Here is a 15,389-nt window from a genome sequence, read left to right on the forward strand (position 1 = left end):
GCTAATGAGGTTGTGTGAGGCGTCATAGAGCACATGATTTGTTTACAAGGAATTCTGACTGAAAACGATGTGCATTTTGGCGCGACAACACCTAACCCGGATATTCAGGTATTCGAGAATGCCATTCAATTACTTAAATATCTTCAACCCTGCGATATTTCAGTAGGTGAAGAAGTGAGTGACGGAAGGGACCCCTGTGGATGCTGTGATGGTAGTAGCGATACTTATTATCCTGTTTATTACAAGGGTGATGTGTTATTCACTGTCACTGAAACTAATAGTGAATCAAGGTTTCCAGAAGAATATACATCTGGGCAATGGGCAGATATTGCAACCAATAAGTTATTTGATGAACTCTATTTTGCTCCTGATGCGCCCGGTTACCTATCTGCAAAAAGTGAATTTGAGCAGTTAGCGAAACCAACTGGTCAGGTATATAAAAATTGATAAAGCACCGTTGAAAATCAGTGGTATCCAAAATCGAATAGCGGTTGTCTTTGATTATCTGTCAAGGCTTTGGTCGGTTCTGAAAACACCTCTTAAGAGTTTACATACGGCATTCTCAATATTAAGACGAGTGATGCCGTATATATTGAGCCGATTCATTGCTTTAGACGAAATAATCTATCCCAATTTCAGGTAAATCCAAGTTTTTTGTCTAGAATGATGTTTTTGTATCTATTTGATATCTTTATTTGAGCTTGGTTATTTACTATGAAGAGCATGTGTTGTGTCTTTATTTTGGCTAGCATTTTTTTGTCAGCTGGCAGCCAGGCTGCAATTCCTTACGCTTCATCATTGGTTTCTGGCGGCGGTGCCGATGTGATTCTTTCTTCTTTTTTATCTGACCGCATTCGTTTGCCTCAGTCTAAGGTTGTTCCGTTGTTACTGTTAGAGAAAGGAAAAAAAGGTTTGACAATCAGTTCCCCTGTTTCTGAAGGGGAAGGACTACAGCCAGACAAAGGAACAGTTTTTACTGGCTATTCGTTTGAGTTGAACCTCTATGGTAATGAAAACAAGAAACAGACCAAAACGGGCAGTCAATCTCAGTCATCGAAGCAGGGGCGACAAAGCGAAAAACAGCCTCATAAAAAACAGCCTCATAAAAGGCAAGGTGGTTCTGGCTCTTCAGGTTCCTCTGGCACTGGTGCAGCAACGGCTTCTGGAAACGATGAGAGTCGTGCCAGGCATCTTGAAAAACTGAAAGAAATACTGAAGGCCGCTGAAAAGTCATTGAAAACGATGGATCAGAAAAAAAATATTGATGATTTTAAGGCAGAATTGCGAGAGTTGTATGAGCAGAATCCCGGTATTTTAGAAGAAAAGGGCTCCCTGGAGAACTCGGAATACCGTTGGAAAGGGGTTCTGAAACTACTTGAGCTTTATTTTCCCGAAAAGCTGGAAACAGGTGAAATGACGCATATTTTACTTGAGTATCCCGAGTTTAAGAGAGTGCCAGAAATTTATATCAGATCATTTGCCAAAGCAGTACTTCCTGACCTTGAGTTACCTGAAGGGCTGCCCAAATACGAGCTGCTTGACAGGGTTCTGGATGCTGCCAGCCCGGAGATTATAAGGCTCATGCATGCTTATCTTGGTTTTCCACAGTGTCTTCACCAGTTGGTTTCGTTATTTGTAACCCAGTTGCCATTAATGGCAGCACAAAAACCAAAAAACTATATTTTTCAGGTTAAAACAGGTCACGTTAGTGTTGTTTCTATCAGGAGAAATAGCAGGGGGCATTTTCAGGTTTTTTTTGCTGATAGTTTAACTGTTTTTAAGCAGTACCATGCAGACAAAACTTATTCACCCCTGCCGCATTTTGTCGGTTTGGCGTTAATACTGGCGATAAAGTATCACGGTTTTACTGATTCCCAGTTTTTCTTTCTGCCTCCTCGACAAGCCGGTGGTTTTGGCTGTGAGTCATTTGCGTTGCACGATCTGGAAACATTGTTGGAGTCCCCTGTGTTGTCCGAAAACGGTTATTATGCGGATGAAGAACCTCTTACCAAAGACAATATGTTGAGCTTTTATTCGCAAATAATGTACCTGGAGGGGTCTGAACAACCCGGGCAATTGGTCATCAATGGTGAGCGCACGAACTATGCCGAAACACTGGACAAGTCTGCCTTTGATACGTATGACCTGGACTTCTTAATTCTTATGTCTCTCGGAACCTGGCAGAAATCAGGGCTGGAGTCAGATTTGGTTAAGTTGCATCAGTTGTGCCAGTTTCCTTCGAGGTTTGCACATCTGACTCAAGGACAGCAAAACCTGGAGCGGTTGTTGGAGAATTTTCCTGAAGAACGCCAAAAGGAGGTGAATCAGAGAATCGACGAGACTCGGGGCCTGTTAACCGTCAATGATGGAACCTGTCGTAACAATGTTAATCTGGCCGCTACTCTGCTGTGGATGAAAATGAATATTGATTTGCTGGATATGAATCGCCCCGGGCAGGAAAAATAGAACAGTGAGGACAGGGCTTGCAGAAAATCGGACCGATACGAAACACTACACAGTTACGCCAAAGTAGAATCCTTCGGGAGTATGGGTTGACTCTGTCTTGCATCGTCAAGATCACTGGTTTGAAGGCAAGTGAGAAAAACCATTGCCATGAAATTCTGCTATCAGAATTGAGAGTTAATAAAAAGCCCTGATGGCTTCTGAGGGCTCATCAGGGCTGTTTGCAAGCTGGTGGAGGCGGCGGGAATTGAACCCGCGTCCGCCGATTCTCCGCCTTCGGCTCTACATGTTTAGATTCCGTTTTTAGGCTAACGCAGAACGACCCAACGGTCAGGGTGACACTGCGCGATCCTGAAAAGTTTAACCTGTCAGCCCCAGGCAGACATCAAGGCGATCCTGTTTTCAATAGCGGTCATTTCCAGCCAACAGGCAAGTCGGAGTGACCGGGAGGAGGCAGGTATTAAGCTGCCATAGCTCCTTGGAAGTTGTCTTCGTTAGCAACTAAAAGGTTGTAGTGTTTTGATTTACGAGAATCACTACATTCTCGACATGCACCTAAGGTTTCGTAACCGTCGTCGAATCCAGATCGCCCCCAGAGAAACCTGAGACTAATTATTCAAAAAGTGGCATAGAAGTCAACCCGTTATTTATACCCGGGATGCTTATAAAAAGACATCTGTCATGTAGTTAGCCTCGGTGCATAACCCGCTGCTTTTCGATATTCCATTCGCGCTCTTTAGTGGCAGCACGCTTGTCGAACTCTTTCTTACCACGGGCAAGGGCTACCTGGCATTTGACCAGATGACCTTTCCAGTACAGCTTGGTAGCGATACAAGTATGACCTTTCTGTTGAGTCTCCGAGAACAGCTTGGCTAACTCTCTTCTGTGCAACAGCAGTTTCCGGTCGCGCAGAGGATCAGCCATCACATGGGTGGATGCTGTATCCAGTGGTGTTATCTGGGCACCAATCAACCAGGCTTCGCCATCTTTGAGTAGAACGTAGCTGTCAACCAGTTGCACTTTACCCATGCGAAGGCTCTTGACTTCCCAGCCTGCCAGTGAAAGCCCTGCTTCAAATGACTCATCAATGTGGTAGTCATGACGGGCTTTTTTGTTGACGACAATGGAAGAGTCGCCTTTACCGCTTTTTTTCGATCTTTTAGCCATGCGCGGATTATAACGTGGATAGCGTATAAAACCAGTCGTTGCTTATGACAGTTACTCATTCAGGCTCCTGACGGTTTTTCGTATTTGTTCAGGGCTTCTTTTCTTTAGGTTAAATGTTCTGGGTTGTAAATTATTTTGGGGGATATTTCTTTTTTTGTGGTGATTGTAGGAAAAAGTGGTTGAGGTGAGAAATGAAACCGATACAATGCTCAGCGTCGCCCTCATGCTCCAGTGAAAGCTTTATGGTAGCTGCTTTATTCGGTGTTGAGTGGGCTGTTATTTGTGCCCCTGGCTGTAATAATGACTCTACTCTCTTCTTCAAGCTGGTTGTCGTTTGAGCTCCTTTTCCTGATTGTCTGATTCGAGACTGAATAGCCCGGGCGGCTTGCAATAAAATGCAGTGTTGTTCGAAGTATCTTTGCAGCACTCTGCATGAAGGTTTCACTCGATAAGAATTTTGCTGTACATCATTGAGGAGTCTCATGTCAGGACAAAACCCGACAACCGCGCGCAAAACCTGGAACAACCGTTGGACATTTATGCTGGCTGCCGCCGGATCTGCCATTGGTCTGGGTAATATCTGGAAATTCCCTTACATTGCTGGCCAATACGGTGGTGGCGCCTTCGTATTGGTTTATCTGCTGTGTATCGCGCTGGTAGGTGTACCGTTGTTGATGGCTGAAACGGCCATTGGTCGTTCGGCTCGCCTTAGCCCACTGAATGCTATCCGTAAATTGACCAGTGATGCAGGAGTGTTCCGTGGCTGGGAAGTGATTGGCTGGATGGGTATGGCCACCGGTTTCATTATTCTGACCTTTTACAGTGTGGTGGCTGGCTGGGCGCTGTCATACGCCTGGGATCTTCTGACAGGTGTTTTCAATGGTATGACGGCTGATCAGATTGGTGGTGAGTTTGAAGCTCTGACTGCCTCTGCACCAAGACAAATTTTATGGCACACCCTGTTTATGGTGGTCACAGTACTGATCACCGCTCGTGGTGTTCATAAAGGTCTGGAAAAAGGTCTGCAGGTTATGATGCCAACCCTGTTCCTGCTGCTGTTTGCCATGCTGGGTTACAGTGTTTTGGTTACCGGTGAATTCATGCGTGGTTTCCACTTCATGTTCGATGTGGATTTCAGCAAGATTACCGGCGAAGCAGTTGTAGCGGCTATGGGTCAGGCCTTCTTTACCTTGAGTCTGGGGATGTGTGCCCTGATGGCATACGGTGCCTACATGCCCGCCAACAACTCTATTCCACGTACCGCAGTGAATGTTGCATTCCTCGATACTCTGATGGCCATCATCTCTGGCCTGATCGTGTTCCCGATTGTTTATGCTCACGGTCTTGAACCTTCTGCCGGGCCCGGTCTGCTGTTTGTTTCCCTGACCTCTGCTTTCGCCAATATCACCGGCGGATCGATTCTGGGCTTCATATTCTTCATGCTGGTCAGTATCGCTGCCCTGAGTTCAGCCATCTCCCTTATTGAACCTTCTCTGGCCTGGGTGACTGAGCGCTTCGGCATCAATCGTGTACTGGCGACCTGGCTGATCGGTGGTGCTATCTGGCTGGTAGGTCTGGGCTCTGTGTTCTCCTTTAACATCTGGGCTGACGTCAAGTTCTTCGACAAGACCATCTTTGATCTGGCCGATTACATGACCAGCGTCTTGCTGTTGCCTCTGGGTGGTGCTCTGACAGCGATCTTTGCTGGCTGGGTTCTGAAGCGTTCTGTTATGTCCAACGAAATGGCTATGAGTGTAGGTCTGATCAATCTGTGGCGCTTTGCGATCCGTTTTATTGTGCCTGTAGCGGTAGCTTTGATTCTGTACACAGCGCTGAAATGATTTGAGCTCATTTAAATCATAATCGGTATAGGGCGTAGCCTTTAAGCTACGCTCCTCCTCCGCGGCATTGCGAGCCCCGAGTATTTTCCCTGTACGGCTCTGAAGGCAATAGCTTTCACAATATGTTATGCTCGCTGGCCCTTGTCTTATAAATTTGCACTGCGTCATGCCAAGAGTTTCCCGTTCAGCCCTGATCATGCAGCCAGTAGAAAAAATGTATCCACTGGTGGCTGATGTTGAAGGTTATCCTCAGTTTTTGCCCTGGTGTTCAGGAGCCAAAATACTCAGGCAGGAAGGAGAGGTATTGGAAGCCGCTCTTGAGCTGTCCAAAGGAAACCTGGGCTATGAGTTTTCCACAAGGAACCGAATGGTGGAAAACCAGTCTATTGAAATGTCATTGCTGAAGGGGCCCTTTTCAAAGCTGAATGGGGTCTGGACATTCAAGCCGCTGGGTCATGGAGGCTGCAAGGTGTCACTGGAGCTGGATTTCGAAATATCCAACCCATTGCTGAGAGCTACAGTCGGTGCAGTGTTCAACAAGGCAATGAATAAAATGGTTGACGCCTTCTGTCAGAGAGCGGAGCAGCTTTATGGCTGAAAACAATAGCCGGTCCGAGCCGGAAGAACACTCCAGAGTCAGTATTGAAGTGGCTTACGCCCTGCCGGATGATTACCGGATTCTGACCCTTGAGGTTAAAGAAGGTACATCAGTACTTGATGCCGCCAGACAATCTGGCATGAAGTCGATCTTTTCTGAGATTGATTGGGACTCTGTTAAACTGGGCATTTTTGGCAAGGCAGTTATCAGGCCGACCGATCAGGCTGTGAGAGAGGGTGACCGGATAGAAATCTATCGCCCGCTGATTGCTGATCCGAAAGAAGTACGCAAGATGCGTGCAGAGAAAGCAAAACTCAAGAAAGAAGCAGTTGCATCCTGAGGGTGAACTGCTTTGCAGTCAGCAGAGCTGTTTAAGGTGTTACCCCTGTACCGGGACGAAAGTCTCCTTCAATAGAGGAAAGCCTGTCGTCTTTGAAGAAGATGGTGAGGGTTTGTTGGGTGCGCTGTTCGCCACCGGGCTGAAGGCTGGAAATATAGTCCCAGCGATCCCGATTGAAGGTGTCCTCCATAAGGGGGGTGCCCATAACATACTGGACTTGGTTACGGGTCATTCCCGGACGGAGCTGGTCTACCATTTCCTGAGTAATGACATTACCCTGCTGGATGTCGACCTTGTAAACACCGGGGAAGCTGATGAGTTTGGAGCCACCGTCTGTTGAACTGGCACACCCAGCCAGGAGAGCAGCGGCAGCGAGAAAAATTGTGGTCAGGGCTGGACGTTTTTGCATCGGTTTCAGACTTCCACTATCTTCTTCGAAAATGAATGTTCGGCTTAAAAATGTGATAATAGCAGGGATTACCTGCTAAATGCTAAGGGTTAGGTAAACGTGTTGGAAAATCAAGAGTTGCGCAAAGCGGGTCTGAAGGTCACGCTGCCTCGTGTCAAAATTCTTCAGATTCTTGAAAGCTCTCAGGGCCTTCATATGAGTGCCGAGGATGTCTACAAGGCTCTCCTTGATGCAGAAGAAGATGTCGGTCTGGCCACCGTCTACCGGGTGCTGACCCAGTTTGAAGGGGCCGGTCTGGTCATCAGGCACAACTTTGACAGTGGGCACTCCGTGTTCGAGCTGGCAAGGGGTGAACATCACGATCATATGGTTTGTATGGAAAGCGGTGAGATCATTGAGTTTATCGATGAAGATATTGAGCGTCGTCAAAAGGAGATTGCCGACAAGCACGGTTACGAGATTGTTGACCACAATCTGGTGTTATACGTGAAACCAAAAGAAAAGTCCTGACTTTTTCTGAAATACGTCTTCCCAAAAAGCCGGTCACAGTGTATCGGCTTTTTTTCTCTTTCATTCTGCGGAATACTTCACTGCCTGCCAATACTGATGCGTTTTATGGGTGTTTGAGAGGTAATAAGACGACAAGTACTGAATGATAGTAAGTCTCCCCAAGCTGCCGCTGCCACGTAAGCCCGTTGCTGTTAAAGCAACGGTGGGGATTGCTGTGATGAATCGGGCTTTCCACTGCAAGGTGGACCTGCGCTCCAGCATCAACGAGGAATCCCCGGTATGGTATTATCAGCCCGGGTCTTTAATGACTGGCAAACAGGCCAGGGAGACTTGACCGGGATTATATCGGTTCTGAGGTACAAGTCTGTAGGTTTTTTTTGCTATTGATCTTTTGACCGATAGCTCCATTGGTTTTTTACCAACGATGGCTCTTCAGGCCAGGGGGGGGGCAGTGGATTTAGCTTTCGATTAGCATTAGCGCCTGATCCAGCTTGCCAAGCATCTGTTTGATCTGTTTCTGAGCATCTGAATTGTCGGTCAGGCTTTGCTGCCTGCTCTGAAGCAGTTCATAGCTGATGTTCAATGCTGCCATGACTGCGATACGCTCTGTACCAATTACGCCACCCGCACGGATTTGTCTCATTTGCTCGTTTAAATGCTGAGCTGCCTGATGAAGATTAGCTTCTTCCTGTTTGGGGCAGCTGACCAGGTATTCCTTGTCCAGAATACTGACGGTGGTGGTGGATGGACTGTCCATTAGGATTCATGCTCCAGAGTGCGCAGGCGGTTGATCATGGCTTCGACCTTGCTGCGCGCGACATCATTCTTCTCCATCAGTTTCGCGCGCTCTGCCAGCCAGGTGTGTTCCTTGGCGCGCAGTAAGCGGTTTTCTTTTTTCAGTTTCAGGCTGATGGCTACCAGATCGTCAATTTTCTGGTTCAGGGTTGCGAGTTCGTGGTCGTTCATAGGTTCCGGGACCGTGCTATTGGATCTACTATAGCGGCTGTAAGTACACAGAACAATGCCTTTGCGATTTGCCCAAACGATAAATCTGATACACTCACACACCATCGGGTTTTCACAGAGCCTCTGGGATGTGGTTTTCAATCCACCCTGTTATTGATTGGTTGTTCCATGATCAATGGGTTCTTTCCAGTAAGGCTTTCAAGGTAATTGTAATGACAAATAGTGATGCGGCCTCAGACGTTGTCGCCTTTAATGAGTTGGCTGATCGTCTGGTTGAGCTGGGCGGTGACAGTCATCCTTCTGAACTTCATGGTATTCTCTGTGGCACGTTTGCTGCGGGCAGTCAGCCCGGCGTAGAAACCTGGTTCCGTCAAGTATCTGCTATGTTGGATGATCAGGAGTTGGACAGCCGTTTCCAGGATCTCCTGCTGCGCATGTATCAGGGAACATTGCAGAAGCTGGATCAATCAGACTTTTCTATTGCTCTGCTTCTGCCTGATGACGACGAAGCCCTGGAGCAAAGAACTGAAGCGTTGGGTTATTGGTGTCAGGGATTTCTGTTCGGATTCGGCGAAGTCATTGGAAGTAAGCCACTGAGTCAGGAAGTAGAAGGGGTTCTGGGAGATTTCTCGGAAATTGCCCAGATCCAGCCTGAAGCGGATGACAGTGATGAGTCTGAACGTTTGTTTATAGAAGTCAGTGAGTACGTTCGAATGAATCTTTTAACCATTTTTTCAGCGGTGGCCGTCCCGGAAAAATCGAAAAAGCGCAACACAAAAACCATTCATTGACATCGCAAAGACTACCGTTGTTCTGTTTAGCGATGAGTGTTTTCACCGTAGAAAGGAGAGAGAGATGACCGGGAAGTATGATGTCCTGATCATTGGTGGTGGGCTGGTGGGTGCCAGTCTGCTGTGTGCTCTGGAGTCTGCGATCAATCAACATGGGCTGAAAGTAGCGATGGTTGAGACGCACGCAATCGATGAAGCAGGGGATACACCGACCAACGCTCCACCCAACTCTCCACCCAGCTATGATGCCAGAGCCTCGGCACTCTCTTATGGTACCCGGCTGATCTACGATGAACTCGGACTCTGGCCTGATCTGGATCCGTTTGCCACAGCTATTCTGGATATTCAGGTCTCTGATCGAGGGCATTTTGGTGCCACCCGTCTTAATCATCAGCAAGAAAGCGTACCTGCCCTGGGGTATGTGGTTGAAAATTATCGACTGGGTGAAGTGCTGCTCAAAAGACTGAAAAGTTATCGTGATCAGGGGAGGGTTGAAGTCTTGAGTCCGGCACAGGTTCAATCTTTACAGCCTTTGCCTGACTCAGAAATGAAAGTGGTTATCAGGCAGAGGGAAGAATTTGTTGAGAAAGTGGCATCTCTGGTGGTCCTTGCCGATGGAGGTCGTTCCCGGTTGATGGAAAAACTGGGTATTTCACGTAAACACTATGACTACGAACAACATGCACTGGTTGCCAATGTTTCCCTTGATAAGCCGCACAACGGAGTAGCCTATGAACGATTTGCCGGAAGAGGGCCCATGGCTTTGCTTCCTCTCTGTGCTGATCGTTCAGCACTGGTCTGGACTGTGCCTACTGATGAAATAGACGACAGAATTTCTATGGATGATGAAACTTTCCTGTCCACTTTGCAGGAAAAATTTGGTTATCGTGCTGGCGGGTTTACCAAAGTCGGGATGCGTGAAAGTTATCCTCTGACTCTCAGCGTTGCCCGTGAGCAAGTCAGGCCTGGTCTGGTCGTTCTGGGTAATGCAGCTCACTCTATGCACCCTGTCGCAGGTCAGGGATATAATCTGGCCATCAGGGATACAATGGCTCTGGCCGGGAATATTACTGAGTCGCTCAGACAGGCTATTGCCCCGGGCAGTCTGTCCCGTTTGCTTCAATATGTCGAAGAACAGAAGAGCGATCAGAAGATGACTTTGGACTTCTGTGACGGTCTGGTGAAATTGTTTTCCCGACAGGAGCTGCCGGTGATTCTGGCCAGAAACCTTGGCTTAAGCTGTCTGGATATGAGCCGGGAATTAAAAGGTCGGTTTGCCAGAAAGGCGATGGGTTTCTAATCCTCAAAAGCCATGAACACGAAAAAAACAGTATCAGGAGGAGATCTCGGTTGAAGTCATTTGATCTGGTGATTGCCGGTGGTGGCATGGTTGGGGTGTCTCTGGCTCTGTCGCTGTCAAAAGCAGACTTGAAAATAGCGTTGGTTGATCAACAGTCGCTTTCGACTCCGGCGTTTTCTCCTGACAGTCCCTACGCACCCAGGGTCAGTGCCCTGACTGAAGCCTCCTCCCGATTATTTCGGCGACTGGGCGCATGGGATATTATGACCTCTCAGCGTGTTATGCCCTATCAGCACATGTATGTCTGGGACAGCGAAGGAACGGGTGAGATCGCGTTTGATGCCAGGTCGGTGGGTTTCAAGACGCTCGGAAGCATCGTTGAGAACGATGTGATTCGTCATGCGCTTCTGAAGCAGTTGGCGCAAACAGATATTGAGTGCTTTCCCAGTCAGTCAACCATTATCTACGAGTTGGGTGACCCCTGTCAGGTTCAGCTCGATAATGAAAAGATAGCAGCTCGTCTGCTGGTGGCTGCCGATGGTGCCGAGTCCACTCTGAGGAAGCGGTCGGGTATTCCTTCCAATCAGAAGGACTATCTCCATCATGCAGTGGTCACCACAGTCGAAACAGAGCAATATCATCGGGACACTGCCTGGCAGGTCTTCCTGAACACCGGGCCTTTAGCGTTTCTGCCTCTGCCCAGCCGGGGAGATAAGCACTACTGCTCTATTGTTTGGTCATTAGTTCCAGATAAGGCCGATGAAGTTCTGTCTCTGGATGATGAGGCTTTTTGTCAGGCTATAGAACTTGCTTTTGAATCCAGACTAGGGAAAGTGCTTTCAGCCGACCCCCGGTTTCGCTTTCCTCTCAGGCAGCGCTATGCCCGCCAATATCATCGAAATCGAATTGTGCTGGCAGGCGATGCGGCCCATACCATTCATCCTCTGGCCGGTCAGGGTGTGAACCTTGGATTGCAGGATGTGGAGGTTCTCTCTGAAGAAATCTTGCGAGCGGTTGAGCGTGGCGATGATTTTTCTGCCAGTCATATTCTGAATCGGTATGAGCGCAAAAGGATGGGTAGTAATCTGTTGATGATGAAATCCATGGAGGGCTTGCAAAACCTCTTTGCCGCTGACGATATCGGTATTCGCTGGCTAAGGAATACAGGACTGAAGTGGACAAATAGCCTGCCTCTTGTCAAAGACATGTTGATCAAACATGCCATGGGCGTCTGATACTTACTTCAATCCATTCATATTTTCTAAACAGATGTCACTTTTCTTTCTATTCTCTGTTGTTTGATTCTTTAATTAATCAATCGGGAATATAGAATGAAAAAGTGGCTTCTCGTTTGGGGCGTATTGTGTTTTTCAATGACGCTTCTGGTTCAGGCTCAGCCAGAGTCTGGGGACTATCAAGATTATGTTGTCACACTGGTTCGTCATGGGGATCGCAGTCCAAGTAGTCCATTAAATCCCAAACTCTGGCCTATCGGACCCGGTGAGATGACAGACACTGGTTTAAAACAGTGTTATGAAGCGGGTAAACATTTCAGGCGCACTCAACTCCCTGCCGGTTTTCCTTCCCGATGGAACCCAGAGCTCAGTTATCATCAGGCCCGGGGCCTGGACAGAACCATCCAGTGTGCCACCACGATGCTTCAGGCTATCTATCCTGACAGTCTGAAAACAGGCTCAGGCAATGAGTTTGCAATTGTCCCACCGGTTTATGCTGCTCTACCGCAAGACGATTATCTGCTCGGATTTACTCAATCCTGCACTGGATTCAGAGCGCTGATCGCTGATATGCAAAAGAGCCCTTTGTGGCAAAAGAAGTTAGAAGAATTGGGGCTCGACAAGATCAGGCTCTGGGCAAAAGAGTCCGGGCAACAGCGAGCACCATCGCTTCACGCCATTATAGGCCTTGCCGATGCATTGAATGTCAGAAAGCTTCACAACATTCCTCTGCCAGAGTTCCTGAGTCCTCAGGATGAGCAGCAGCTTCTGGATCTGATAGATTGGTTTATGGCTCAAATAGTTAAAGACAGGCGTATGGTTCAGCTGGCCAGCCAGCACCTTATGAAGGCTATTGATCAACGCTATCAGCAGCATCAGACCTGTCTTGAAAACGGCAGAACTTCCTGTGAGTACTTCTATCTTTTAGCGGTCAGTGACACCAATATACTGGCTCTGTTGAGTGCTCTTGGAAGCCCGAGAGAGTTCAATGTTCCCTATACCAGTATGCTGACCCTGCGCTTTTCAGCCTCAAATAAGACTGTTCAAGCCTCATTGAATAACGAACCCCTGACACTTTCCTGTGGGACGACATGCTCTCTTGAACAATGGGGTCAGCTGGTCGCTTCTTTACAAGGCTCTGACTGGACGGAATTGTGCCAGCTGAAGGAGCCTGCGGCTCATTCAACAATTTCTCTTGATATATCCACAGGAACTAAAGAAGAAAAATAACGATTTTTCTGAACTATATTTAATCAGCTCCGTCTAATGATATTAATAACGCAGAATTTTGTCAGGAGCCTCTGGAACTTAAGACATGACAATCCTGGCAGCTAATAGTTCTGTCATGTTGAACATTAGAAGTACCCCTTGGGAAGGAGAAATGAATGCGTAGGTCAGTGCACGCAGGTGTCGTACCTGTTTTTTTATTATTTTTACTGCTTCAGGGTTGCGGCAAGCAACAGGAATGTCCGAAGGTAGCCCCATCAACGGGAGAGTCTGCCCGTCCGGTTGCTGAAGAAGAAGCTTATGATTGTACCACTGTTGATACCACTGATGCGCTCAAGCAGACATGGTGTGAGGCACGTGGAGCCTTTGATAAGAGTTCACTGGCTGGTAATGTTGCCAACTTTGGCAATTATCTGAAAGGTTACCGTCAGGGTGTTAACGATGCTCGCCTTGCTGAAACCAGTCAGGTCTCTCGAGAGGCCTTGGAAGGAAGGGCTGAAAAGCCTGATGAAGCGGGCTATCGTGCAGGGTATCAGCAAGTGGTTGATGCTCTGGGTATTATTGAATACCACTGCAGCGACGGCGAAAAAGCCAGTGAATATAAGGATCGCTGGTGTGAGGCTGACGATGCCTATCGCATTGCCAGCGTTGGCAGCAGCGATAACCCTTTCCTGAGAGGGCGCTTTATTGACGGTTATATGGCCGGCGGTCGTGTCGCTCTGACCGTTCCTACTTCCATGGAAGCTTTCTTCAGTGGCGAAAACCCTGAAGGAAAGCAGTCTGCTATTCACAAGCAGGAAGGCGATGATGTTGAACCTACTGAGCAGGCTTTCTATCGCGGCTTTGATGAAGGCTACAAGGCGATGATTGCCAGTATCAGAGAGTCCATCAACGAGGTGATGCAGCAAATGCAGGTGCCCAACAACATGGAAATGCCAGAAGGTTTAATGCCTCCTCCACCCAATCAGTAAGCTGTAAATGACCTTTGTTGAGACAAGAAGTCCGGTTATTTTTAATGACCGGACATTCTTATTGAATGAGTTGATTTTGCTAAAATGATACACATCTGGTCACTGGCTCTGAGCCAGATGGCCCTTCGGCCAATATCACTTGATTGAACATGAGGAATGGAGTCCAGAATGAATAAGGCCACCTTCTCTATCAGTCTGAATTCTCAGCAGGTATTACAGTATTATCAGGGCAAAAAGAACCGTGTTCAGGTCAATACCCGTGAGGGTTTTAGCATGAGCATTCCCTACGACGTCCTTCTCAAATTTGTTAGCCGTGAAGGTGTTCATGGTACTTTTGAAATCTCTTATGGATCGGACGGCAAGCTGGGAGAGCTTCGAAAGATTGGCTGAGCCTCTTTTCTGATTCTTTGTTGTATCCGTTTCGTCAATGTGCTGGCATATCTGTGCCAGCACACACTTCCTTAAGGATATTGGCCAGAGACTTTACGGCTGGCCCCGCATAATCCTGATCAGTGTAAATCAAGTATATCTCGTGGCGTCGGGAGCCATGAGGCTTAAGGTTTAAAGGTTTCAACACACCAGAGTCCATTTCCTGCTCTACGTGAGCGGTTGGCAGCCAGGCAAACCCCAGCCCCTGTGAAATCATTCTTACCGATGTGCTGATATGGCTGACGGTCCAGCGTTCTGTTGCTTCCAGCCATCCGGCATCCACTCTTTTGATGCCCGAGTCCCTGATGACAATCTGGCGGTGCTGTCTGAGGTCATCCAGGCTCAGAGGCCTGTCTAGCTGGTGCAACGGGTGATCCTTGTGAGCAACCGCCTTGAATGTAACTTTCATTAAAGGCTCTCCCATAAAACCCTGTGGCACGAGGCCACTGATCACCAGGTCTGCTTGACCGGTGGCCAACATGTCGGTAGTACCTGAAAGTGCCGTTTCTACCAGCTCAATATGGGTTTGCTGGCACTCTGATGACAGTCTTTTCAGACAGGTCGAGAGCAACTGGGGTGGAAAGATGACATCAACTCCCAGTGTGATGCGGCCTTCCCAGTCTTGGGACAGACTGTCAGCAACCTTTTCGATCGCATCGGACTCTTTCAGCAGGGACCGGGAGCGCCTGATCAGCACTTTTCCAGCTTCCGTTAATTCTGCCTTCCTGCCTTTGATGACCAGTATTTCAACATCAAGCTGCTGCTGCAGCTTATTTACGGCATAGCTGACGGTTGACTGGCTCTTGTGAAGGGCTTCTGCGGCTTGTGCGAAACCGCCATGTTCAACGACGGCATGGAGCATTCGCCATTGTTCAAGGGTGACTTTGGCCATGGATGATGAACTTTTGATCTAATAATTCGATATTTATAAGGGATATTTTGCGCTTTTTATTCGTAAAAATCGATATTAAATTAAGCTTAACCAAAGCAATCTAATAAACCGGAGATCATTATGAGCACCATCCTGCAAATCGATTCCAGTCTGTTTGGCTCAGAAGGACAGTCAGGGCAATTGGCCAGACAGTTTGTTGAAAAATACACCCGGAACCACACTGTGGAAAAGGTAATCTATCGTGATCTGG

The 15,389-nt window shown here is 47.8% G+C and carries 17 protein-coding genes and 2 other RNA genes; 12 read left to right on the plus strand and 7 right to left on the minus strand.

Annotation, left to right across the window (positions count from 1 at the left end):
- Positions 1 to 33 precede the first annotated feature (33 nt).
- Complete coding sequence (locus tag KDK18_RS05660; RefSeq protein ID WP_257253820.1) at positions 34 to 447, plus strand: hypothetical protein; 414 nt, start codon at positions 34 to 36, stop codon at positions 445 to 447.
- Positions 448 to 912: 465 nt separating this feature from the next.
- A complete protein-coding gene (locus tag KDK18_RS05665; protein ID WP_257253821.1) occupies positions 913 to 2,466 on the plus strand; it encodes a hypothetical protein in 1,554 nt (517 codons plus the stop codon).
- A gap of 226 nt (positions 2,467 to 2,692) precedes the next feature.
- On the opposite strand, the gene ssrA is transcribed toward KDK18_RS05665, so the two are convergent.
- Positions 2,693 to 3,057, minus strand: a transfer-messenger RNA (tmRNA) gene (gene ssrA, locus KDK18_RS05670).
- Between the two features lie 93 nt (positions 3,058 to 3,150).
- Positions 3,151 to 3,630 (minus strand): SsrA-binding protein SmpB, encoded by a 480-nt coding sequence (gene smpB / locus KDK18_RS05675; RefSeq protein WP_257253827.1) that lies wholly within the window; start codon positions 3,628 to 3,630, stop codon positions 3,151 to 3,153.
- Between the two features lie 482 nt (positions 3,631 to 4,112).
- Here smpB and KDK18_RS05680 point away from each other — a divergent pair, with 482 nt between their 5' ends.
- The 3 genes from KDK18_RS05680 (at position 4,113) to KDK18_RS05690 (ending at position 6,409) form a co-directional block, all read left to right on the plus strand.
- A complete protein-coding gene (locus KDK18_RS05680) occupies positions 4,113 to 5,471 on the plus strand; it encodes a sodium-dependent transporter (RefSeq protein ID WP_257253828.1) in 1,359 nt (452 codons plus the stop codon).
- Between the two features lie 166 nt (positions 5,472 to 5,637).
- Positions 5,638 to 6,069, plus strand: coding sequence for a type II toxin-antitoxin system RatA family toxin (locus KDK18_RS05685; protein ID WP_257253830.1), 432 nt, complete (start codon positions 5,638 to 5,640; stop codon positions 6,067 to 6,069).
- Positions 6,062 to 6,409, plus strand: a complete 348-nt coding sequence (locus tag KDK18_RS05690) for an RnfH family protein (protein ID WP_257253832.1) — start codon at positions 6,062 to 6,064, stop codon at positions 6,407 to 6,409. The genes KDK18_RS05685 and KDK18_RS05690 overlap by 8 nt, the downstream gene beginning before the upstream one ends.
- Before the next feature lie 31 nt (positions 6,410 to 6,440).
- Here the strand turns inward: KDK18_RS05690 and KDK18_RS05695 are convergent, their stop codons facing one another.
- On the minus strand, positions 6,441 to 6,818 hold the full coding sequence (locus KDK18_RS05695) for an outer membrane protein assembly factor BamE (RefSeq protein WP_257253834.1): 378 nt from the start codon (positions 6,816 to 6,818) through the stop codon (positions 6,441 to 6,443).
- A 102-nt stretch (positions 6,819 to 6,920) separates the two neighbouring features.
- Between KDK18_RS05695 and fur the strand changes: the two genes are divergently transcribed.
- Entirely contained in the window at positions 6,921 to 7,328 is a 408-nt protein-coding gene (gene fur, locus KDK18_RS05700) for a ferric iron uptake transcriptional regulator (RefSeq protein ID WP_257253835.1), read from the plus strand.
- 151 nt (positions 7,329 to 7,479) lie between these two features.
- On the opposite strand, the gene ssrS is transcribed toward fur, so the two are convergent.
- The 3 genes from ssrS to KDK18_RS05715 form a co-directional block, all read right to left on the minus strand.
- Positions 7,480 to 7,658, minus strand: a non-coding RNA gene (ssrS, locus tag KDK18_RS05705) — 6S RNA.
- Between the two features lie 127 nt (positions 7,659 to 7,785).
- Positions 7,786 to 8,085, minus strand: a complete 300-nt coding sequence (locus KDK18_RS05710) for a cell division protein ZapA (RefSeq protein ID WP_257253836.1) — start codon at positions 8,083 to 8,085, stop codon at positions 7,786 to 7,788.
- Entirely contained in the window at positions 8,085 to 8,294 is a 210-nt protein-coding gene (locus KDK18_RS05715) for a TIGR02449 family protein (RefSeq protein WP_257253837.1), read from the minus strand. The genes KDK18_RS05710 and KDK18_RS05715 overlap by 1 nt, the downstream gene beginning before the upstream one ends.
- A 212-nt stretch (positions 8,295 to 8,506) precedes the next feature.
- Here KDK18_RS05715 and KDK18_RS05720 point away from each other — a divergent pair, with 212 nt between their 5' ends.
- From KDK18_RS05720 to KDK18_RS05745, 6 genes are all read left to right on the plus strand, one after another.
- A complete protein-coding gene (locus tag KDK18_RS05720; protein WP_257253838.1) occupies positions 8,507 to 9,085 on the plus strand; it encodes a UPF0149 family protein in 579 nt (192 codons plus the stop codon).
- 64 nt (positions 9,086 to 9,149) lie between these two features.
- Positions 9,150 to 10,385 carry a 2-octaprenyl-6-methoxyphenyl hydroxylase gene (gene ubiH / locus KDK18_RS05725; RefSeq protein ID WP_257253840.1) on the plus strand — a complete coding sequence of 412 codons (1,236 nt, stop codon included), beginning with the start codon at positions 9,150 to 9,152 and terminating at the stop codon, positions 10,383 to 10,385.
- 50 nt (positions 10,386 to 10,435) lie between these two features.
- A complete protein-coding gene (locus KDK18_RS05730; protein ID WP_257253841.1) occupies positions 10,436 to 11,620 on the plus strand; it encodes an FAD-dependent monooxygenase in 1,185 nt (394 codons plus the stop codon).
- Positions 11,621 to 11,716: 96 nt separating this feature from the next.
- Positions 11,717 to 12,850, plus strand: a complete 1,134-nt coding sequence (locus KDK18_RS05735; protein WP_257253843.1) for a histidine phosphatase family protein — start codon at positions 11,717 to 11,719, stop codon at positions 12,848 to 12,850.
- A 155-nt stretch (positions 12,851 to 13,005) separates the two neighbouring features.
- Positions 13,006 to 13,818 carry a hypothetical protein gene (locus tag KDK18_RS05740; protein WP_257253844.1) on the plus strand — a complete coding sequence of 271 codons (813 nt, stop codon included), beginning with the start codon at positions 13,006 to 13,008 and terminating at the stop codon, positions 13,816 to 13,818.
- A 168-nt stretch (positions 13,819 to 13,986) separates the two neighbouring features.
- Positions 13,987 to 14,208, plus strand: a complete 222-nt coding sequence (locus KDK18_RS05745) for a DUF2835 domain-containing protein (RefSeq protein WP_257253845.1) — start codon at positions 13,987 to 13,989, stop codon at positions 14,206 to 14,208.
- Between the two features lie 34 nt (positions 14,209 to 14,242).
- On the opposite strand, the gene KDK18_RS05750 is transcribed toward KDK18_RS05745, so the two are convergent.
- Positions 14,243 to 15,139, minus strand: coding sequence for a LysR family transcriptional regulator (locus KDK18_RS05750; RefSeq protein WP_257253848.1), 897 nt, complete (start codon positions 15,137 to 15,139; stop codon positions 14,243 to 14,245).
- Positions 15,140 to 15,389: the final 250 nt, after the last annotated feature.

Source organism: Endozoicomonas sp. SESOKO3 (assembly GCF_024606255.1).